Raw genomic sequence first — 19,695 nt, 5'->3', positions numbered from 1 at the left:
GGATTTACGACCGTTGATCTGACCACGGGAAAAGCTGGCAGTTCGCTACTCTTCGGTCTCTGGCGGTGCGACGCCATAGAGGTGGTAGATGCGGGCAATCTCGCCACTCTCGCGCATGTCGCGCAGCGCCTGGCCTAGCTGTTCGTAGAGGGCCGTTTTCTCGCCCCGATAGTGGCGCATCGACGCACCGTAATAGTTACCAAGGGACTGCTCGTACTGGAAGTCGGCATAGCTGTAATCGCGGAAGCCGATCTTGTGGAACTGCGCTTCGATGGCTTCGGCGTCCAGCACCACCATCACATCCAGGCGCCCGGCGCGAAACATCCCGGCCAACAGGTAGTCGTCGGTGGCCAGGCTTTTTTGCAGGGTGTTGTCGCCATCGAACTGATCGAAGTAGGCGGTGCCGCGTTTGACCCCGATCACCTTGCCCTGCAGGTCGGCATAGCTGCGCAGGCTGGCCTGCTGCCCCGCCTTGACGATAAAGCGGATGCTTTTGCGCTGGGTACCGATAGACGGCAGAAAGTGCACGTAGTCCATACGCTCGGCGGTGAACAGCACGCGCGGCACCAGGTCGATACGCCCGGATTTGAGGTCTTCCAGACTGCGCACAAAGGGCGCGTAACGCCATTCGATGCGCGCGCCGACGCGTTGCGCGGCCGTATCCAGCACCTCGATCAGTGGACCGACGGGCAACGAGTCGAGGGCCTGCATCTCCGGCGGACGCTCGCGGTAATCGGCGCGTAACACCTGTTCGGCATGGCAAAGCGGCAGGAAGAGTACAGACAACAGCAGCAGATACTTCATGACGAAGCTCTTGTGTATGGCCTACGCAGGAGCTTAGTCACAAAGCCGGCTTCAGGCCTTGGCGATCAGTGCCTCGACCACGGCGATCTGCTTGTCCAGCGTGGCGCGATCCGCACAGCGCAGGGTGGCGTGACCGACCTTGCGGCCGACCTTGAAGGCCTTGCCGTAGTGATGCAGGCGGCAGTCGTCGATGGCGATAACCTGCTCCACCGGCGGAACCACACCGATAAAGTTGAGCATGGCGCTCTCGCCGACCTTGGCAGTCGAACCCAGCGGCAGGCCGGCGACGGCGCGCAGGTGGTTCTCGAACTGGCTGCACTCGGCGCCTTCAATGGTCCAGTGCCCGGAGTTGTGCACGCGCGGAGCGATTTCGTTGGCTTTCAGGCCGCCATCGACTTCGAAGAACTCGAAGGCCAGCACACCGACGTAGTCGAGCTTGGTCAGCACGCGGCTGACGTAATCTTCTGCGAGCGTCTGCAGCGGGTGATCGGTGCTGGCGATGGACAGCGCCAGCACGCCGCTGTCGTGACGGTTATGCACCAGCGGGTAGAAGCGCGTTTCGCCATCACGGGCACGCACTGCCACCAGCGACACTTCGCCAGTGAAGGGCACGAAGCCTTCGAGGATGCATGGCACGCTGCCCAGCTCGGCAAAAGCGCCGACGACATCTTCGGCCTTGCGCAGGACCTTCTGGCCCTTGCCGTCGTAGCCCAGGGTGCGGGTCTTCATCACCGCCGGCAGGCCGATGCTGGCCACAGCGGCGTCAAGATCAGCCTGCGATTGGATATCGGCAAAATCCGGGGTGGGGATGCCGAGGTCCTTGAACATGGATTTTTCGAACCAGCGATCACGGGCGATGCGCAGGGCTTCGGCACTCGGGTACACCGGGACGAACTGCGAGAGGAAAGCCACGGTTTCGGCCGGCACGCTTTCGAACTCGAAGGTCACCAGATCGACTTCATCGGCCAGCTGACGCAGGTGATCCTGATCGCCGTAATCGGCGCGGATATGCTCGCCCAGCGCTTGCGCGCAGGCATCCGGCGCGGGGTCAAGGAAGGCGAAGTTCATCCCCAGCGGCGTGCCTGCCAGAGCCAACATGCGGCCCAACTGGCCGCCACCGATTACACCAATTTTCATAACAAAGCCCCTTTCAGCAGGTGGCGAGACCAAGCAGTTGAACGTTGCCCGCAGCGCAGGAAGCGGAGTTTACGCCGGTAAATGAGCATTCCGAGCAGCGGACAGCGTTCAAGTGCGCCGTGTCGCAGCCCCTGATGGAATGGGCTTTAAGCCTCACGCGGGTCCGGATTCTCCAGCACGGATTCAGTCTGCTCGGTACGGAACGCTTTCAGCCGCTCATGGAACTGCGGGTGCTGGTGACCGAGGATGCTTGCGGCCAGCAGCGCGGCATTGATTGCGCCGGCCTTGCCGATGGCCAGGGTGGCGACCGGAATACCGGCGGGCATCTGCACGATCGACAGCAGCGAATCGACACCCGAGAGCACCGCCGATTGCACCGGCACACCGAGTACCGGCAGGTGGGTCTTGGCCGCACACATGCCCGGCAGATGCGCTGCACCGCCGGCACCGGCGATGATCACCTGAATGCCACGGCCGTCCGCTTCTTCGGCGTACTGGAACAGCAGGTCCGGGGTGCGGTGGGCAGAAACCACCTTCACTTCATACGGAATGCCCAGTTTGTCCAGCATCTCGGCGGTGTGGCTAAGGGTGGACCAATCGGACTTGGAGCCCATGATCACGCCAACCAGTGCGCTCATCGTCGTGCCTCTTCTTCATCAAGTGCCCGTAGGCGCTGCAGAAACTAACAAGCCACGCTGGAAACCAGGCGTGGCTTGTTAGTGTATGAATTATGGCGGTGCGGACCGCCAAAGGCCGCGCAGTATACCGTAAAGCCTGGGCTGGGGTGCACCCCGGCACGCCGTTTGTCGCGGGCCGCCCACCGCGACACCAGGCGGCAGGTCAAGGCAACGCCGGGCGAACGCCACGAGCAGACCTGGCGCACAAATCGCGGCCGGAGGCCTGGCTATACTGGGCACTCTTTTAACGACCAAGGACACCACCATGACAAGGCTGTCACTGCTACTCGCCGCCTCGCTGTTCACCCTCAACGCCAGCGCCCTGGAACTGGCCAAATACCCACAAGTGTTCGCTGCCGGCAAAGGCATCAGTGTCACTGTCGCGCCCAGCAGCGACGGCAAGCAGGCGCTGATCCAGGTCAGCGGCATCAATCACCCGCTGGATGAAGTGGTGCTACTGAGCACTATCAGCGAGCGCGGCAACGATGAGCGCGATTACACCACCACCCTCAATGGCAGCGCCTACAACATGCTGGTCAAGCGTCAGGGCTGGGGTGGCGAGCGCTTCCAGCTGTACCTGCCCAATACCGACGGCTTTGAGCTGGGCTTCGACGAAACCAAGAGCAAAGAGGCCAAACCCGCCAACCTGTTGGCCTTATATGAGCAGCAAAAGAAAAAGGGCATTCAGGACAAGCTGAGCCGCTTCGACCGCGAGCAGCGCGTGGCCGACTTCAGCGCACAACTGCAACAGATCGACCAGGACGCCTCGAAGGCCTGCGGCACCACGCTGGTCACGGAGGTTGAGTGGAACGCCATCGACGACGACAAGCTCAAGCGCCTCAGCGTGCCGAGTTTCTGCGGTGAAGTGGTCAGCCAGCTGGCCAATCTGTGCCAGAACGGCGATGAGCAAAAGGCTGCCGCCAAAGGCCTGAAAACCGTGCAGTGCAGCTTTGACGCAGAGCTCAAATTGCGCGAAAGCGATGCAGGCCTGGTGTTCACCACCCATGAAAAAGCACCCAATCAGGGCGACTTTATCAACGCGTTCCTGCGTAATCGCTAAACCTGGTTAGCCCGCAGCGGCCCGGATAGCCCCGGACTGCAGCGGTGCCGCGGCATAGTTCTTGCCTCATTCAGGCATTCTGAACTGTTGTGGTTGCCCCGATGTTGCACGCCCACCTGACCACCCTGCATGTGGTTTCGCAGATCCTGGAAATCTTTGCCACACAAGTCGAACTGACCGAGCCGCTATTGGCCGGCAGCGGTATTGCTATGGCTGATCTGGCCTGCGCCGACACGCGCATCACCCGCACCCAGGAATTGCAGGTCTGCGCCAATGCCCTGCAGCTACGCAGTGATCTGGGCCTGGAGCTGGGCCGGCGCATGCATGTGTCGGCTTATGGCATGGTCGGTTACGCCGCACTCTCCAGTGCCACCTTTGGTGACGCCTGGCGGCTGATGCTGCAGTACCCGGCGCTGCTCGGCACCTACTTCAAGCTGGATATGCACCTAGAGGGCAAGCTGGCCTGGGTCAGCGCCAGCGACTATCAGCACGCACCCGCGCTGGAAGTCTTCAACCTGGAAATGTGCCTGGCCTCGCTCAAATTGATCAGCGACGACCTGCTAGGGCAACCTCTGCCGCTCAGCGCCGCGCAGTTTCGCTACAGCGAGCCGGACTACAGTGCGCGCTACCCGCACAGCTTCGCCTGCCCGCTGCAGTTTGACGCGGCACGCAACGCCTTCGCCTTTCCCGCCAGCTGGCTGCAACACCCACTACCGCTGGCCGATGCGGTGACCCACCGGGAAATGCTTGAGCGCTGCCGCAAGCAAAACAGCGAGTTCAACAGCCGCCAGGCCTGGCTCGCGCGTATCCGCCAGTTATTGACCGAGCAGCTCACCGCGCCACCCGGCCTGGAACAGCTGGCGCAGCAGATGCACTGCTCACCGCGCACCCTGCGTCGGCATCTGCAGGAATTGGGCACCCACTATCAGGAACTGCTCGATGAGCTGCGTTTTGAGCGGGCAAAAACCCTGCTTGGCCAAGAGGAATGGCCGATCTGCCGGATTGCCGAATACCTCGGCTTTAGCGAAACAGCCAGTTTTCGCCATGCCTTCCAACGCTGGAGCGGCGTGCCGCCAAGCCGTTTTCGTGCCTGACCCTGCACCGCGCGGTGGCAGGAATTTGTGGGAGGGGCTTTCGGCTCCGGCATCCTGCTTCGCAATCCACAGGGATGTGGTGAATGCCGCAAGCCGGCCGGGAGCCGGCGCGGCGCTACCTCCTGCATCCCTGCAGTCGTATCCGCGACAACCGCTTTTAAAAGCTCGCCGCTAAAGCGCCTCCTACGAAATGCCAAGGCGGTCGCGCAATTTATGGCTGCCATCCCTGGCAGCCACCCTGCGGGCCATCGCTGCGCGACGTTAAAAATCGCTCCCGGCGATTTTTTTGGCCATTTCGATCCCCTTTTGGCCGTTGTCAGCGTTCTTTCGCAGCGCCATACGGGCGAACAATGGCTGCCAGAACAACAAGCCTGGGAGCCACCTGCATGCTGACCTTTTACAGCGACGACCATCACCTGCACCACGGCAGCTGCGAGCTGATCGACGGCCAGCTGATGCCCTGTTTCGAGAAGCCACAACGCGCCGACCATATCCTCCAACGCGTCAAGGATCGCCAGCTCGGCGATGTGCGCCCGCCGCAGGACTTCGGCCTTGCGCCGATTGAGCGCATCCACAGCGGCGCGTATCTGGACTTCTTCAAGGGTGCCTGGGAGCGCTGGCAGGCGCAGAACGGCAGCGGCGATCTGCTGCCCTTTACCTGGCCGGCGCGGACCCTGCGCGCGGTCATCCCCAGGGATTTGCACGGCCAGCTCGGTTACTACAGCTTCGATGGCGGTGCGCCGATTACCGCTGGCACCTGGCAAGCGGCTTACAGTGCCGCGCAGGTGGCGCTAAGCGCCCAGCAAGCAATTGCGGGCGGCGCCCATAGCGCCTTCGCCCTGTGCCGCCCGCCGGGCCATCACGCCGCTGGCGAGCTGATGGGCGGCTACTGCTACCTGAACAACGCCGCCATCGCCGCCCAGGCGTTTCTCGACCAGGGCAAGCAGCGCGTGGCAATCCTCGATGTCGATTACCACCACGGTAACGGCACCCAGGACATCTTCTACACCCGCAATGACGTGCTGTTCGCCTCGATCCACGGCGACCCCGCCGACGAGTTCCCGTTCTTTCTCGGCTATACCGATGAACGCGGCGAGGGTGCCGGCGAAGGCTGCAACTTCAACTACCCATTGGCCATGGGCAGCCCCTGGGAAGTGTGGAGCGCAGCACTGGATGAAGCCTGCCAACGCATCGCCGAATACGGCGCCGAAGTGATTGTGGTGTCGCTGGGCGTGGACACCTTCAAGGACGACCCGATTTCCCAGTTCAAGCTCGACAGCCCAGATTACCTGGCCATGGGCAAACGCATCGCCGCACTCGGCCTGCCGACGCTGTTTGTGATGGAAGGCGGTTATGCGGTGGAGGCCATCGGCGTCAACGCGGTCAACGTGCTGGAGGGGTTCGAGGCGGGCACTCCGTAGGGTGGACGACGCTGTTTTCGTCCACCGCTAGCGCGCCACATACCTGTGGTGGATGGATAAAGCGCCATCCACCCTACGCCCCGTGACTTCTGGCACGACACAAGAATGACAACAAAACTGGAGTGACCCTGATGAACAGACTCACCCGTAACCTGGCCACCACACTCTGCGTCGGTGCCTTACTCAGCGGCCTTGGCCAAGCCCAGGCACAAACGCCCGAGAAGCCGCGCGAACTGCGCGTGTACAACTGGGCCGACTATATGCTGCCCTCGGTGCCCAAGGAGTTTCAGGAAAAAAGCGGCATCAAGCTGACCTGGGATGTGTTCGACACCAACGAAGCGCTGGAAGCCAAGCTGCTGACCGGCAACTCCGGCTATGACCTGGTGGTGCCGACCAACACCTTCCTCGACACCCAGATCAAGGCCGGGGTGTTCCAGAAACTCGACAAGAGCAAGCTACCGAATTGGCAGCACCTCGACCCCGGTCTGCTGCAGCTGATGACCGCCAACGACCCCGGCAACCAATACGCCGTGCCCTACATGTACGGCACCGTGCTGATCGGCTTTAACCCGGACAAGGTCAAGGCCGTGCTCGGCGCCGATGCGCCAGTGGACAGCTGGGACCTGATCTTCAAGGAAGAGAACATCAGCAAGCTCAAGCAGTGCGGCGTGGCCATGCTTGATTCGCCCGGCGATATCCTGCCCATCGCCCTGCACTACCTGGGCCTCGACCCCAACAGCACCAAACCCGAGGACTACGAGAAAGCCAGCGCGCTGATGCTGAAAATTCGCCCCCACATCGCCTACTTCCACTCCGCCAAGTACATGACCGATATCGCCAACGGCGACATCTGCGTGGCCATCGGTTACTCGGGCAGCTTCTACCAGTTCGCCAACCGCGCCAAGGAAGCCGGCAACGGCGTGGTGGTCGACTGGCGCCTGCCGAAGGAAGGCGCGCCGCTGTGGTACGACTCCTTCGCCATCCCGAAAAGCGCGAAGAACGTCACCGAAGCCCATGAGCTCCTCAACAACCTGCTCGAACCAGCAGTGGTGGCACCGATCAGCGATTTTCTCGGTTACCCCAACCCAAACAAAGACGGCATGCCGCTGGTGGGCGCAGAAATCCGCGACAACCCCGGCCTGACCCCAACCGCCGAAGCGCAGAAAACCCTCTACGTGCTGCAACCGCTGCCGCAGAAGATCGAACGCGTACGTACGCGGGTGTGGAACACCATCAAGTCGGGTACCTGAAGCAACGCAGGATGCCTATTCCGTAGGAGCGGGCCAAGCCCGCGAAACCACAATATCGCGGGCATGGCCCGCTCCTACGCTCAGCGGCCGACCTCGCCGCTTTCCAGTTTGCGCCAGAGCAAGCGCACCGAAGCCTTGCGCACCAGGGCGCAGCGGTACAGGCGGATTTCCAGCGGCGCTTGCCACTGCTCATCGCCGCACACCACCAGCTCGCCTCGAGCCAGTTCAGCGGTCACGCTCAGCCGTGGCACCCAGGCCACGCCCATGCCCTGCAAGGCCATGCTTTTCAGGCTGTCGGCCATCGCCGTTTCGTACACCGTGGTCGAGCGCAACGCCCGTTGGCGTAGCAGCAGGTTGACCGAGCGACCGAGAAACGCCCCCGCACTGTAGGCCAGCAGCGGCACACTCTGGCCGCTATTGAGGTCGAACAGCGGCGCGCCGTCTTCGCCCACCGCGCACACCGGGAGCATTTCCGTGCGGCCCAGGTGCAGCGAGGGGAAGATTTCCGGGTCCATCTGCAACGCAGCGTCGGGGTCGTAGTAGGCGAGGATCAGGTCGCAGGCGCCTTCGCGCAGCGCATGCACCGCTTCGCCGACGTTGGTCGCCACCAGACGGGTGGTCAACGGCAGACCCTCGCGGCGCAGGCGGGCGATCCATTCGGGGAAAAACCCCAGGGTCAGCGAGTGCGCGGCGGCAATCTGCATCACCTCGCCCTGCTGGCCTTCAAGGTTATGCAGGTGACGCACCACCTCGCCGAGCTGCTCGACCATGCTCCGCGCCGTGACCAGAAACAGCTGGCCGGATTCAGTCAGCTCGATGGGTGTGCAGGCGCGGTTGACCAGGGTCAGGCCGAGCATGTTCTCCAGGCTGCGAATCCGCCGACTAAACGCCGGCTGGGTGACAAAGCGCTTTTGCGCCGCCTGGGAAAAACTGCGAGTGGCGGCCAGGGTGACAAAGTCTTCCAGCCATTTGCTTTCAAGGTTCATCGTCACTCCTGTTTTTGTAGGGTGGATGACGCTCTTTTCATCCACCACCCAGCCGGCATTCGCTTGTGGTGGATGGGTAAAGCGTCATCCACCCTACGTCTACGTTTGCTACCACATCGCGGTCACGCCAAGGTTATGCCGATTATGCATGACCCAGCGCTTAACAGCATTGGCCAGCATCAAGCTGCAGCCCCTAACCTACGGGCCATCGCGGCATATGCCGTATTTCCTGAGATGACCTTGATCATGTCCCCTGCTGCATCTACTCGCCTCGAAAAAGACCTGCTCGGCACCCTCGACGTTCCTGCTGACGCCTATTACGGCATCCAGACCCTGCGCGCCGTGCAGAACTTCCGCCTGTCCGGCGTGACGCTGTCGCACTACCCGAAACTGGTGGTTGCCCTGGCCATGGTCAAGCAGGCCGCTGCCGACGCCAACCGCGAGCTGGGCCACCTGTCCGCCGCCAAGCACACGGCAATCAGCACCGCCTGCGCACGCATCATTCAGGGTGAGTTTCACGACCAGTTCGTGGTCGACATGATCCAGGGCGGGGCCGGCACCTCGACCAACATGAATGCCAACGAAGTCATCGCCAATATTGCCCTCGAAGCCATGGGCTTCGAGAAAGGTGACTACAAGCAGCTGCACCCGAACAACGACGTGAACATGGCGCAGTCGACCAACGACGCCTACCCCACCGCCATCCGCCTCGGCCTGCTGCTCGGCCACGACAGCCTGCTCACTGCCCTGGACAAGCTGATCCAGTCGCTCGCTAAAAAGCAGCTGGAGTTCGGCCACGTACTGAAGATGGGCCGCACCCAACTGCAGGACGCCGTGCCGATGACCCTCGGCCAGGAATTCCGCGCCTTCGCCACCACCTTGGGTGAAGACCTGCAGCACCTCAAGCTGCTCGCCCCGACCCTGCTCACCGAAGTGAACCTGGGCGGCACCGCGATTGGCACCGGCATCAACGCTGACCCGCAGTACCAGCTGCTGGCGGTCAAGCGCCTGGCGATCATCAGCGGCCAGCCGCTGACCCCGGCCGCCGACCTGATCGAAGCCACCAGTGACATGGGCGCCTTTGTACTGTTCTCCGGCATGCTCAAGCGCACCGCAGTGAAGCTGTCGAAGATGTGCAACGACCTGCGCCTGCTCTCCAGCGGCCCACGCACCGGCATCAATGAAATCAATCTGCCGCCGCGCCAGCCAGGCAGCTCGATCATGCCCGGCAAGGTCAACCCGGTAATCCCGGAAGCGGTCAACCAGGTGGCCTTTGAAGTGATTGGCAACGACCTGGCGCTGACCATGGCAGCCGAAGGCGGCCAGCTGCAGCTGAACGTGATGGAGCCACTGATCGCCTACAAGATATTCGACTCGATCCGCCTGCTGACCCGCGCCATGGATATGCTGCGCGAGCTGTGCATCGACGGCATCACCGCCAACGAAGCGCGCTGCCGTGAACTGATGGAAAACTCCATCGGCCTGATCACCGCACTCAACCCCTATATCGGCTACGAAAACGCCACGCGCATTGCCAAGGTGGCGCTGGAAACGGGCCGCGGCGTACTGGAGCTGGTGCGCGAAGAGAAACTGCTGGGTGACGCCGAACTGGCCGACATCCTGCGCCCCGAGAACATGATCGCGCCACGCCTGGTACCCCTGCTACCGGGCTGACCCACAGAGCACCACACGCGCCGTATCCGCCAGGAACGGCGCGTTTTTTGTAACCAGCGCCCAGCATCTGGGTAACTGGTTTTCCGCCCTCGCCTGCCGGGCGGCACCGCTCAAGGCCGCACAGACGGCCCCACAAAAACGATAATCCGGGTGATAACCATGAGTCAGAGCAGTACTTCTTCCCTAAGCTTTTTGCGGCGCATGCCGCTGTGGCAACAAATCCTTATCGGCCTCGGCCTTGGCGTACTGACCGGCGTGCTGTTCAAGGCCGACGCCCTGGTGCTGGCGCCCATCGGCACGCTGTTCCTCAATGCAATCAAGATGCTGATCGTGCCACTGGTGTTCGTCTCACTGGTGGCCGGTATCACGGCCATGAGCGACAGCGCCAAACTCGGCCGCATCAGCGTCAAGACCATCGCCATCTACCTGATCACCACCGCCTTTGCGGTGAGTATCGGCCTGCTGTTCGGCGCCCTGTTCACCCCGGGTGAAGGGATGAATATGGTGGCCAGCGGCGTGCAGGAAACCAAGCAGGCGCCGTCGCTGGTGCAGATTCTGGTGGGCCTGGTACCGACCAATCCGGTGGCCGCCTTCGCCGAAGGCAATATCCTGCAGATCATCGTGTTCGCCATCGCCCTGGGCGTGAGCATGAACCTGATCGGCGAAAAAGCCGCGCCGGCAGTCAAGCTGTTCGACAGCCTGGCCGAGGTGTTCTACAAGCTCACCGACCTGGTGATGCGCTGCGCGCCCATCGGCGTATTTGCGCTGATCGCCGGCGTAGTGGCCTCCCACGGCATCGAAGTGCTGCTGCCGCTGGCCGGCGTGATCGGGGTGATCTACCTGGCCAGCATCACCCATATGCTGCTGGTGTATGGCGGCCTGCTGGGCTTGCTCGCGCGGCTTAGCCCGCTGCGCTTCTTCAAGGGCGTGGCGCCGGCATTGGCCGTGGCCTTCAGTACTTCAAGCAGCGCCGGCACCCTGCCGGTGTCGATTGAATGTGCGCGCAAGAACCTCGGCGTGTCCCAGGGCGTGGCCGGTTTCGTGCTGCCGGTGGGCGCGACCATCAATATGGACGGCACCGCCATTTATCAGGGCGTACTGGCGCTGTTTATCGCCCAGGCCTTCGGCGTCGACCTGAATGCCGGCCAGTATCTGATGATCATCCTCACCGCCACCCTGGCCTCGATCGGCACCGCCGGTGTACCTGGCGCCGGGTTGATCATGCTCGGCCTGGTGCTGACCTCGGTCGGCCTGCCGCTGGAAGGCGTGGCGCTGATTGCCGGTATCGACCGCATCCTCGATATGGCGCGCACCACGGTCAACGTCGCCGGCGACCTGATGACCACCACCTTGGTTGGCAGCAGCGAGAAGGAGCTGGATCGCGAGATCTACAACAGCGACAACGCGCAGTAATAGCTGCGGACTGAGCAAGGCAACCCGATGCCAGTGACTACAGCGGCTGAGCGTTTACCGACATCACCGCTTAGTCACGCAACAACAGGCGGCAGCAGGCAACCCCTGCGCCCCTGGCACCGAACAGCCCGCCTGGTCAGCGTCGTGACGACGTCCTGTGTCGGCATACACCCCTTCGCCACCGCGCTGACCAAGCGGGCTTCCTGATAGCAACAGCCGTGGCATCCGCCAGCCTCGCCTCACCAGGGCGGCTGGCGATGCCACTCCCAGACAACAATAAAAAGGCAGAAACCCATGCTGCAGCTTCTTCAACACCTGTGGAACAAACCTGGCAACGGCCTGGCCGCTCTGCTGCTGAGCCTACTGTTCAGCCCCCTGAGTCAGGCCGCCTTGCCGCCCGATTACAAGATGGTGCTGCTGACGGAAAACTTCCCGCCGTTCAACATGGCCGAGCACGGCAAGAATTTCGCCCGCGATGCGCAGATCCAGGGCGTCAGTGCCGATACCGTGCGCGAGATGTTCAAGCGCGCCGGCATCGACTACAGCCTGACCCTGCGCTTCCCCTGGGACCGCATCTACCAACAGACCATGACCACCGCCAACCACGGCCTGTTCTCTACCTCCATGAGCGAGGCGCGCAAGCCGCTGTTCAAGTGGGTCGGGCCTATCGCCCAGTACCAGAGCGTGCTGGTCGGCCGTAAAGGCAGCCACCCGCAACTGAGCACTCTGGAACAGGCCAAGGCCTACCGCATCGGCGCCTACCAGAGCGCGGCGGTCAGCCAGCATCTGGAGCGCCTGGGTTTCACCCCGCAAAACGCCCTGCGCGACCAGGAAAATATCCGCAAGCTGCAACGCGGACAGATCGACCTATGGGCCACCTCCGACCCGGTGTGGCGCGTGTACGCCAAAGAGCAGGGCGCCGATGATCTGCAAACCGTGCTCAGCTTCGAAACCTCGCAGCTGTACCTGGCGCTAAACAAGGACACCCCGGACGAAGTGATCGAGCGCCTGCAGGCAGCCCTGGAACAGATGCGCAGCGAAGGCTACGGCAGCTGCGCGAAAAATCCCGAGCTGTGTTGAATGCCGTTCACTTAAGACCAGTCCTGCGCTGCCCTTGCCAGGCAAGCGGCATTGGTTCGGGATTTGAGCCCGTAGGATGGGTGGTAACCCATCAGCCAGCAGCCAGTTGATGGGTTACCACCCATCCTACGCCTGAGCACCTCGCACGGCTAAAGCTGCCAGGCCTTGCGCAATGCCTGCAGGGCCTCGGCGATTTGCGCTTCGGGCACCGCGGCAAAACCCAGCACCAGCCCGGCGCGCTGGTCTTCTGGGGTGCTGCTGTCGGGTAGCCAGTAGCTACTGAGCGCACTTATCTCCACCCCAACCCGTGCGGCGGCGCTGATCAGCGCACGCTCGCGGGCCAGGCTGTCGACCCGCACGCACAGATGCAACCCGGCCTCCACCACCGGCAACGGCGCGCAGCCCGGCACCGACTCGGGCCAACCGGCCAGCAGCGCGTCGCGACGACTGCGGGCGGCCGTGCGCATACGGCGGATATGCCGTTGAAAATGCCCGGCGGCGATAAATTCGGCCATCACCGCCTGGGTGCCGATTTCCGAATGGCGCATATCCAGGGCGCGGCGTTGGGCGAAGGCTTCGGCCAGGGCTGGCGGCAATACCAGATAACCCAGACGCAACGCCGGAAAGGCAATCTTGCAGAAGGTGCCGACATACAGCACCCGGCCCTGGCGGTCGAGAGCGGCCAAGGGCGCCAGCGGCGTGCCGCTGTAGCGGTACTCGCCGTCGTAATCGTCCTCGATGATCAGGCCATCATTGCGCTCGGCCCATTCCAGCAGCTGCAGACGCCGCGCCAGCGACAGGGTGACGCCGGTCGGGTATTGGTGCGATGGCGTCAGGTAAACCAGCCGGCACCCTTCGACCTGTTCCAACGCAGCGGTGTTCATGCCTTCATCATCCACCGCCACGCCGCACAGCTGCGCTCCAGCTATCGCCAGGGCATGGCCGGCGGCGCGGTAGCCGGGGTTTTCCACGGCCACCCGTGCGCCAGGGGTAACCAGCAGTTGCGCGCACAGGCTGATGGCCTGCTGCGCGCCATTGGTTACGACGATCTGCGCCGGGTCGCAATGCAGGCCACGGCTGTTGCGCAGGTAGGCGGCGATCAACTCGCGCAGCTGCCAATCACCGGCCGGGTCGCCATAGCCCAGCCGCGCCGGCGATGGTTTGCGCCAGAAGCGCGCGGACAGGCGCGCCCAGGTCTCGAAGGGAAACAGATCAAAGGCCGGCACGCCAACGCGAAACGCCCGTGGCGCGCCGCTTAATGGCGGGTTCAGATGATGGCTCTGCAATAGCTGCAAAGCCGCACTCTGCGGGCTGCCGGACGGTTGCACTGGAGGCGCTGGAGCCGGCCGCGTCGCCCCGCTCAACTCGGCCACATAAGTGCCGGCCCCGATCCGCCCTTCGATATAACCCTCGGCATACAGCTGATCGAAGGCGCGGGTCACGGTGTTGCGCGAGATGCCCAGCAGGCTGGCCAGATCGCGGCTGGCCGGCAAGCGCGTGCGGCGTTGCAGACGACCATCGAGGATGCGCTCACGCAGCGCCTGATACAGCTGACGCGCCAACCCCTGCTGTGGGTCGAGCTGGATGCCAGAGAGATCGACCGGCAGCGGCGCAGCGGACGAAATGGCCATAGCGATTGGCTCCATAAAAGTCGCAGAAAGTGGATCTTACAACAGACCAATACGCTGCCTAGTATGGCTTCACCAGCTCAGGAGCCCGCCCATGTACACGCCCGCCGCCTTCCGCCAGGACGACCTCGCCACGCTGCACCAGCAGATGCACGCCACGCGCCTGCCGACGCTGGTCAGCCACGGTAACCAGGGCCTGCTCGCCAGCAATCTTCCGCTGCTGCTGGAAGCAGGCGAAGGCCCCTACGGCACGTTGTACGGTCACTTTGCCCGCGCCAACCCGCAGTGGCGTGACCTCGCCGAAGGCAGCCCGGCGCTGGTGATTTTCCAAGGAGCGGAGGCCTATATCAGCCCGTCCTGGTACGCCGCCAAGGCCGAGCACGGCAAGGTGGTGCCGACCTGGAACTACATCAGCGTGCAGGCCCATGGCCGCGCCGAAGTGTTCGATGACGCCGAGCGCCTGCTGCAGCTGGTCAGCCGCCTCAGCACGCTGCATGAAGCCGAGCGCCCGCAACCCTGGGCAGTCAGCGATGCACCGCGCGAGTACATCGACAGTATGTTGCGCGCCATCGTCGGCTTCGCCTTGCCCATCGAACGCCTGGAGGGCAAATGGAAGCTCGGGCAGAACCGCAGCCAGGCCGACCAAACCGGCGTGCGCGAGGGCCTGCACGCCAGCCATGACCCGCGCGACCGCGCACTGGCCGCACAAATCAATACCCAACACCTAGCCAAGGAAGCGCCATGAGCATTGAAATTCGTCCCGTCAGCAGCGCTGATCACGCCGCCTGGCTACCGCTGTGGCGGGGCTATCTGCACTTCTACCAAAGCGAGCTGCCCGCCGAGGTCAGCGCCATGACCTGGCAGCGCTTTCTCGACCCAAGCGAACCCACCCATGCCGCCCTCGCCTGGCGCGACGGCCAGGCCGTGGGACTGGTGCAGTGGATCTTCCACCGCACTAATTGGTCGGTGGAACACAGCTGCTACCTGCAGGATCTATTTGTCGGCGCCGATCAGCGCGGCGGCGGCATCGGCCGGCTGCTGATCGAACACGTCTATGCCCAGGCCCAGGCAGCCGGCTGCAGCCGCGTGCATTGGCTGACCCAGGAAACCAACTACCCCGGCCGTCAGCTCTACGACCGCATCGCCGAACGCTCGGGTTTTATCCAATACAGGAAGCTCTTCTGATGACCATCGACCTCACTCACTGGCAGCCGCGTCCGGCACCCGATCAGCGTGAACTGCCTGGACGTTTCGTCCACCTGGCGCCCCTCGACAGCGCACACCACGGCGATGACCTGTGGGCCGCGCTGCAGGGACCGGACCCGGCACTGTGGGACTACCTGCCCTACGGCCCGTTCAACGTACGGGCCGAGTTCGATACCTGGTTGGCCGGCAACGCCAGCAGCCGCGACCCGCTGTTCTACGCAGTGCTCGACAATGCCAGCGGAAAAGCCCTGGGGCTGTTCAGTTACCTGCGCATCACGCCGCAGGACGGTTGTATCGAGATCGGCCATGTCGCCTTCGGTGCGCCCATGCAGCGCACACCCGGCGCCACCGAGGCGGTCTACCTGCTGGCCCGACACGCCTTCGACGACCTCGGTTACCGCCGTCTGGAATGGAAGTGCGATGCCGCCAACGCCCGCTCGATGCGCGCCGCCGAACGCTTCGGTTTCACTGCCGAAGGGCTGTTTCGCCAACATATGGTGCGCAAAGGCCGCAACCGCGACACCGCCTGGTTCGCCATCATCGACGGCGACTGGCCGGCAGTACGCGAGGCTTTCCAGCGCTGGCTGGCGGCGGATAACTTCAACGCCAACGGACAACAGAAACAGCGCCTGGAAGATACGAGGAAATAAACAGTAGGTTGGCGTTGAGCGCAGCGAAGCCCAACGCTGCGCCCGGCCTCGACGCGTATGCGGCTTGGGCCACCCGTATCGCTTATTCGATCTCGAACAGGCCGTTCTTTAGCGGGCCCACCGACAGGCGCTGGCGCACATCGTCGTCGATGCGCGGATCATCCGGGCGATACAGGCGTACCTGGCGGTAGGCGCTGATGCGGTTGATTTCGGTGCCCAGGTATTCCCAGACCACACGGGTGCAGGCGGGGCTGCGCCGGTCACCGCTGGAGACGCCGGTTTTCAGGCCATTCAGGCGGGTAATACGGCTCTTGTAGCTGGGGATGAGGATGGTCTGGCTCATCTCGTTGAGGGTCAGCGATTCGTAGTCCATCAGAAACAGCCGATCCTGCAGCTGGAACGCGGCGCCCAGATAACGGCAGCGCACCCAATCCTCACCCTGCACGTCGGCGCTGGCGGAACGCTCCTGACGCTCCTGGCGCTCGAACAGAAAGTCGCCGTCTTCCTCCCACAGCTGCACCAGCGACAACAGCACGGTGCCCGGCACCGACATGCAGTTGGAGTATTCGAAGTAGTAGCCGCAATAGCGCGACAGGTTGCCGGCATGCGCGCGCAGCGGCTTGAGCAATTCCATCAGCGCGTCGCTGCGCGCACCGGCATCCTGGCCCGGCGTGCGCGCGCCAATCAGGTCAGCAAACTGCTCGGCGGGCAAGCTCAGCTCGTAGGCCTCAACGCCGAAAAAGTCGCAGATGCGCTTGAGGTTGTAGGCCGTTGGTCGGCTCTGTCCGCTCAGGTATTTATTGAACTGGGCGCGATTGATCGCGAGCTTGCGGCAAACCTCGGCGATTGACCGGTAATGGCCACACAACAGCTTTAGATTGGGGCCTAGATGGTCGGACATGGCGGTTTTCCTGGTGATGCGAGCGGCGCGATTCTAGCATCAACTCGCGTCAGTTCGCCGCCATCCGCGAAATTGCACCACAGCCGCGTCTGCTCAACCATTCGGCCCCGCCCATATTTCCTTCACAAAACAACAAGAGAGACCTCACTGCCATGCTCGATATTCTCAACGACCTGATCTGGAGCAAGCTGCTGATCGTGATGCTGATCGGCCTTGGTCTGTACTTCACCATCGCCTCGCGTTTCGTCCAGTTTCGCTACTTCGGCAGCATGTTCCGCATCTTCAGTGAGGCCTTTCAGCGTCAGCCGGGCCAGCTCAGCTCGTTCCAAGCGCTGATGCTCTCGGTAGCCGGCCGCGTCGGTGCCGGCAACATCGCCGGTGTGTCGGTGGCAATCATGCTCGGTGGCCCGGGCGCGATCTTCTGGATGTGGGTCGTAGCCCTGGTCGGCATGGCCACCAGCTACTTCGAGTGTTCCCTGGCGCAGCTGTACAAGCGCCGTGAAGACGACGGCACCTACCGCGGTGGCCCGGCCTTCTACATCCAGCACGGCCTCGGCCAGCGCTGGTTGGGCATTGTGGTGTCGATCCTGCTGCTGGTGACGTTCGGCTTCGGCTTCAACGCCGTGCAGTCCTACACCGTGGCCAGCTCGATGCATGACACCTTCGGTCTGCCGACCTATGTCAGCGGCCTGATCCTCACCGTGGTGATCGGCCTGATCATCTTCGGCGGCATCAAGCGCATCGCCAAGTTCGCTGACGTGCTGGTGCCAGTGATGGCCTTCTCCTACATTGCCATGGCGCTGTTCGTGATCGGCAGCAACATCGACGCCGTCCCGGCGACCCTGGTGCTGATCTTCAAGAGCGCGTTCGGTCTAGAGCCTGCGTTTGCCGGTGGTATTGGCGCGGCCATCCTGATGGGCGTGAAGCGCGGCCTGTTCTCCAACGAAGCGGGCCTCGGCAGTGCACCGAACGTCGCCGCCGTTGCTGAGGTCAAGCACCCGGTAGCCCAGGGCATCGTGCAGTCGCTCAGCGTATTTATCGACACAATCATCCTGTGCAGCAGCACCGCACTGATCATCCTGCTGTCGGGCGTGTATCAGCCAGGCACCGAAATGGCCGGCGTCGTGCTGACCCAGACCGCCGTCGCCAGCGTAGTCGGTGAGTGGGGCCGGGTGTTCGTTACCGTCGCACTGCTGCTGTTCGTGTTCACCACCCTGATCTACAACTACTACCTGGGTGAAAACGCCCTGGGCTTCTTCAGCAAGAAGCGCGCACCGGTAGTGGTCTACCGCGTGCTGGTAGTGGCTCTGGTACTCTGGGGTTCGGTACAGGATCTGGGCACCGTGTTCGCCTTCGCCGACGTGACCATGGGCCTGCTGGCAATTGCCAACCTGATTGCTCTGGTGCTGCTGTTCAAGGTCGGCCTGCGCCTGATGCGCGACTACGACAACCAGATCAAGGCCGGCATAGAGTCGCCAGTATTCGATGCGAAGAACTTCGCTGACCTGGACCTCGACCCAGCTGCCTGGCCTAACGCGGCGCAAAACGCCCCGGCCAACCATGCGGAAATCGGCAACAGCGTGCATCAGCGCTAAGTCGCTGCTAAAGCTGCATTAGCTGTAATAAACAGGGGGCTTGGCCCCCTGTTTTCTTATAAGAACAATGAAAGTACGGAGACCCCCTGATGGGTTGTGAAAAACTTCTGGTGCTCTACACCGGTGGCACCATCGGTATGCAAATGAGCGCCACGGGCCTGGCCCCGGCGTCCGGCTTCGATGCACGCCTGCGCCGCCAGCAAGTGCTGGAGTCCCAGCCACTGCCGCAATGGACCTTCCGCGAGCTGCTGCCGCCCATCGACAGCGCCAATATGAACCAGAGCAACTGGCTGGCGATGGTCGCGGCGATTCGCGCCGGCATCGAGCAAGACGGTTGCGATGGCGTGCTGCTGCTGCACGGCACCGACACCCTGGCCTACAGCGCCGCCGCCCTGAGCTTTCTGCTGCTGGGCTTGCCGGTACCGGTAATCCTCAGCGGCTCGATGCTGCCGGCCGGCGCCGAGGGCAGTGACGCCTGGGGCAACCTGTTCGGCGCCATGCGCGCGCTGCAGGCTGGCGTCACCCCAGGCGTGCACCTGTATTTCAATGGCGCGCTGCTGCATGGCGCGCGGGTCAGCAAGCTGCGCAGTGATGCCTTCGATGCTTTCCACGTGCTGCCGCGCAAGCGCCAAAGTGCCCGCGCCGAGAGCATCCCGGTCAGCATCGAATACCGCCAGCCGCGCAAGCCGGTCAACCTGGCCGTGCTGCCGTTCTATCCCGGCATCCAGGCCAGCCACCTGCACGCCGTGCTCGACAGCGGCGTGCAAGGCCTGCTGCTGGAGTGCTACGGCAGCGGCACGGGCCCTGCGGACGACGCCGAACTGCTCGGCGTGCTCAAGGCTGCGCATGAGCGCGGCGTGGTAATGGCCGCAATCAGCCAGTGCCCGCACGGCCATGTCGAATTCGGCGTGTACGCCGCCGGCAGCCAACTGGCCAGCGCTGGGCTGATTTCCGCCGGCGGCATGACCCGCGAAGCGGCCCTGGGCAAGCTGTTTGCCCTGCTCGGTGCCGGCCTGAGCCAAGCCGAGGTGGAGCACTGGTTTGCCTTGGATCTGTGTGGTGAACGGGCCGAATAAGTAGCTGCTTGCCGACGTACAAGTCGCTATAGTCGCGCCCCCG

General features: G+C 63.2%; 18 protein-coding genes. 12 read left to right on the top strand and 6 right to left on the bottom strand.

Annotated elements, in window-relative coordinates; all coding sequences use genetic code 11:
• Positions 1-45 precede the first annotated feature (45 nt).
• The 3 genes from Q8O69_RS08295 to purE all read right to left on the bottom strand — a co-directional run bounded on the left by Q8O69_RS08295 (position 46) and on the right by purE (position 2,579).
• Positions 46-804, bottom strand: coding sequence for an ABC transporter substrate-binding protein (locus Q8O69_RS08295; protein WP_305591173.1), 759 nt, complete (start codon positions 802-804; stop codon positions 46-48).
• Positions 805-855: 51 nt separating this feature from the next.
• The gene (locus Q8O69_RS08290; RefSeq protein WP_305591171.1) at positions 856-1,941 is read right to left on the bottom strand and encodes a 5-(carboxyamino)imidazole ribonucleotide synthase; all 1,086 of its coding nucleotides are present in this window, start codon (positions 1,939-1,941) and stop codon (positions 856-858) included.
• Positions 1,942-2,087: 146 nt separating this feature from the next.
• Positions 2,088-2,579 carry a 5-(carboxyamino)imidazole ribonucleotide mutase gene (gene purE / locus Q8O69_RS08285; protein WP_305591169.1) on the bottom strand — a complete coding sequence of 164 codons (492 nt, stop codon included), beginning with the start codon at positions 2,577-2,579 and terminating at the stop codon, positions 2,088-2,090.
• 304 nt (positions 2,580-2,883) lie between these two features.
• Here purE and Q8O69_RS08280 point away from each other — a divergent pair, with 304 nt between their 5' ends.
• From Q8O69_RS08280 to Q8O69_RS08265, 4 genes are all read left to right on the top strand, one after another.
• A complete protein-coding gene (locus Q8O69_RS08280; protein ID WP_305591167.1) occupies positions 2,884-3,678 on the top strand; it encodes a hypothetical protein in 795 nt (264 codons plus the stop codon).
• A 101-nt stretch (positions 3,679-3,779) separates the two neighbouring features.
• Positions 3,780-4,772 (top strand): AraC family transcriptional regulator, encoded by a 993-nt coding sequence (locus tag Q8O69_RS08275; protein ID WP_305591165.1) that lies wholly within the window; start codon positions 3,780-3,782, stop codon positions 4,770-4,772.
• A 386-nt stretch (positions 4,773-5,158) separates the two neighbouring features.
• The gene (locus Q8O69_RS08270) at positions 5,159-6,193 is read left to right on the top strand and encodes a histone deacetylase family protein (RefSeq protein ID WP_305591163.1); all 1,035 of its coding nucleotides are present in this window, start codon (positions 5,159-5,161) and stop codon (positions 6,191-6,193) included.
• A 131-nt stretch (positions 6,194-6,324) separates the two neighbouring features.
• Positions 6,325-7,443 (top strand): polyamine ABC transporter substrate-binding protein, encoded by a 1,119-nt coding sequence (locus Q8O69_RS08265; RefSeq protein ID WP_305591161.1) that lies wholly within the window; start codon positions 6,325-6,327, stop codon positions 7,441-7,443.
• A gap of 80 nt (positions 7,444-7,523) precedes the next feature.
• Here the strand turns inward: Q8O69_RS08265 and Q8O69_RS08260 are convergent, their stop codons facing one another.
• Positions 7,524-8,429: a LysR substrate-binding domain-containing protein gene (locus tag Q8O69_RS08260; protein WP_275960146.1), complete on the bottom strand. Its 906-nt coding sequence runs from the start codon at positions 8,427-8,429 to the stop codon at positions 7,524-7,526.
• A 246-nt stretch (positions 8,430-8,675) separates the two neighbouring features.
• On the opposite strand from Q8O69_RS08260, the gene Q8O69_RS08255 reads away from it, so the two are divergent.
• From Q8O69_RS08255 to Q8O69_RS08245, 3 genes are all read left to right on the top strand, one after another.
• Positions 8,676-10,103: an aspartate ammonia-lyase gene (locus tag Q8O69_RS08255; RefSeq protein WP_305591158.1), complete on the top strand. Its 1,428-nt coding sequence runs from the start codon at positions 8,676-8,678 to the stop codon at positions 10,101-10,103.
• Between the two features lie 159 nt (positions 10,104-10,262).
• Positions 10,263-11,516 carry a dicarboxylate/amino acid:cation symporter gene (locus Q8O69_RS08250; protein WP_305591156.1) on the top strand — a complete coding sequence of 418 codons (1,254 nt, stop codon included), beginning with the start codon at positions 10,263-10,265 and terminating at the stop codon, positions 11,514-11,516.
• 294 nt (positions 11,517-11,810) lie between these two features.
• Positions 11,811-12,596, top strand: coding sequence for an ABC transporter substrate-binding protein (locus Q8O69_RS08245; RefSeq protein WP_305591154.1), 786 nt, complete (start codon positions 11,811-11,813; stop codon positions 12,594-12,596).
• 149 nt (positions 12,597-12,745) lie between these two features.
• Here the strand turns inward: Q8O69_RS08245 and Q8O69_RS08240 are convergent, their stop codons facing one another.
• On the bottom strand, positions 12,746-14,227 hold the full coding sequence (locus Q8O69_RS08240; protein WP_305591152.1) for a PLP-dependent aminotransferase family protein: 1,482 nt from the start codon (positions 14,225-14,227) through the stop codon (positions 12,746-12,748).
• 91 nt (positions 14,228-14,318) lie between these two features.
• Here Q8O69_RS08240 and Q8O69_RS08235 point away from each other — a divergent pair, with 91 nt between their 5' ends.
• From Q8O69_RS08235 to Q8O69_RS08225, 3 genes are read left to right on the top strand one after another with little or no spacing between them, the layout of a single operon-like run.
• Positions 14,319-14,969 carry an FMN-binding negative transcriptional regulator gene (locus tag Q8O69_RS08235; protein WP_305591150.1) on the top strand — a complete coding sequence of 217 codons (651 nt, stop codon included), beginning with the start codon at positions 14,319-14,321 and terminating at the stop codon, positions 14,967-14,969.
• Positions 14,966-15,409 (top strand): GNAT family N-acetyltransferase, encoded by a 444-nt coding sequence (locus Q8O69_RS08230; protein ID WP_305591148.1) that lies wholly within the window; start codon positions 14,966-14,968, stop codon positions 15,407-15,409. The genes Q8O69_RS08235 and Q8O69_RS08230 overlap by 4 nt, the downstream gene beginning before the upstream one ends.
• Entirely contained in the window at positions 15,409-16,080 is a 672-nt protein-coding gene (locus Q8O69_RS08225; protein WP_305591146.1) for a GNAT family N-acetyltransferase, read from the top strand. The genes Q8O69_RS08230 and Q8O69_RS08225 overlap by 1 nt, the downstream gene beginning before the upstream one ends.
• Positions 16,081-16,162: 82 nt before the next feature.
• Here the strand turns inward: Q8O69_RS08225 and Q8O69_RS08220 are convergent, their stop codons facing one another.
• A complete protein-coding gene (locus tag Q8O69_RS08220; RefSeq protein ID WP_305591144.1) occupies positions 16,163-16,981 on the bottom strand; it encodes a helix-turn-helix transcriptional regulator in 819 nt (272 codons plus the stop codon).
• Between the two features lie 152 nt (positions 16,982-17,133).
• Here Q8O69_RS08220 and Q8O69_RS08215 point away from each other — a divergent pair, with 152 nt between their 5' ends.
• Together Q8O69_RS08215 and Q8O69_RS08210 are read left to right on the top strand one after the other, a co-directional pair.
• Positions 17,134-18,576: a sodium:alanine symporter family protein gene (locus Q8O69_RS08215; protein ID WP_305591142.1), complete on the top strand. Its 1,443-nt coding sequence runs from the start codon at positions 17,134-17,136 to the stop codon at positions 18,574-18,576.
• Positions 18,577-18,665: 89 nt separating this feature from the next.
• Positions 18,666-19,652, top strand: coding sequence for an asparaginase (locus Q8O69_RS08210; protein WP_371136076.1), 987 nt, complete (start codon positions 18,666-18,668; stop codon positions 19,650-19,652).
• The last annotated feature ends 43 nt before the right edge of the window (positions 19,653-19,695 follow it).

It is taken from the genome of Pseudomonas sp. (assembly GCF_030690725.1).
In the GTDB taxonomy this organism is placed as follows: Bacteria; Pseudomonadota; Gammaproteobacteria; order Pseudomonadales; family Pseudomonadaceae; genus Aquipseudomonas.
Note: the sequence above shows the minus strand (reverse complement) of the source record. Positions and strands in the feature narration are given on the sequence as shown.

Coding starts and splice junctions, on each gene's coding strand:
- Q8O69_RS08295 (WP_305591173.1), bottom strand. CDS start 804: ATGAAGTATCTGCTGCTGTTGTCTGTACTCTTCCTGCCGCTTTGCCAT.
- Q8O69_RS08290 (WP_305591171.1), bottom strand. CDS start 1,941: ATGAAAATTGGTGTAATCGGTGGCGGCCAGTTGGGCCGCATGTTGGCT.
- purE (WP_305591169.1), bottom strand. CDS start 2,579: ATGAGCGCACTGGTTGGCGTGATCATGGGCTCCAAGTCCGATTGGTCC.
- Q8O69_RS08280 (WP_305591167.1), top strand. CDS start 2,884: ATGACAAGGCTGTCACTGCTACTCGCCGCCTCGCTGTTCACCCTCAAC.
- Q8O69_RS08275 (WP_305591165.1), top strand. CDS start 3,780: ATGTTGCACGCCCACCTGACCACCCTGCATGTGGTTTCGCAGATCCTG.
- Q8O69_RS08270 (WP_305591163.1), top strand. CDS start 5,159: ATGCTGACCTTTTACAGCGACGACCATCACCTGCACCACGGCAGCTGC.
- Q8O69_RS08265 (WP_305591161.1), top strand. CDS start 6,325: ATGAACAGACTCACCCGTAACCTGGCCACCACACTCTGCGTCGGTGCC.
- Q8O69_RS08260 (WP_275960146.1), bottom strand. CDS start 8,429: ATGAACCTTGAAAGCAAATGGCTGGAAGACTTTGTCACCCTGGCCGCC.
- Q8O69_RS08255 (WP_305591158.1), top strand. CDS start 8,676: ATGTCCCCTGCTGCATCTACTCGCCTCGAAAAAGACCTGCTCGGCACC.
- Q8O69_RS08250 (WP_305591156.1), top strand. CDS start 10,263: ATGAGTCAGAGCAGTACTTCTTCCCTAAGCTTTTTGCGGCGCATGCCG.
- Q8O69_RS08245 (WP_305591154.1), top strand. CDS start 11,811: ATGCTGCAGCTTCTTCAACACCTGTGGAACAAACCTGGCAACGGCCTG.
- Q8O69_RS08240 (WP_305591152.1), bottom strand. CDS start 14,227: ATGGCCATTTCGTCCGCTGCGCCGCTGCCGGTCGATCTCTCTGGCATC.
- Q8O69_RS08235 (WP_305591150.1), top strand. CDS start 14,319: ATGTACACGCCCGCCGCCTTCCGCCAGGACGACCTCGCCACGCTGCAC.
- Q8O69_RS08230 (WP_305591148.1), top strand. CDS start 14,966: ATGAGCATTGAAATTCGTCCCGTCAGCAGCGCTGATCACGCCGCCTGG.
- Q8O69_RS08225 (WP_305591146.1), top strand. CDS start 15,409: ATGACCATCGACCTCACTCACTGGCAGCCGCGTCCGGCACCCGATCAG.
- Q8O69_RS08220 (WP_305591144.1), bottom strand. CDS start 16,981: ATGTCCGACCATCTAGGCCCCAATCTAAAGCTGTTGTGTGGCCATTAC.
- Q8O69_RS08215 (WP_305591142.1), top strand. CDS start 17,134: ATGCTCGATATTCTCAACGACCTGATCTGGAGCAAGCTGCTGATCGTG.
- Q8O69_RS08210 (WP_371136076.1), top strand. CDS start 18,666: ATGGGTTGTGAAAAACTTCTGGTGCTCTACACCGGTGGCACCATCGGT.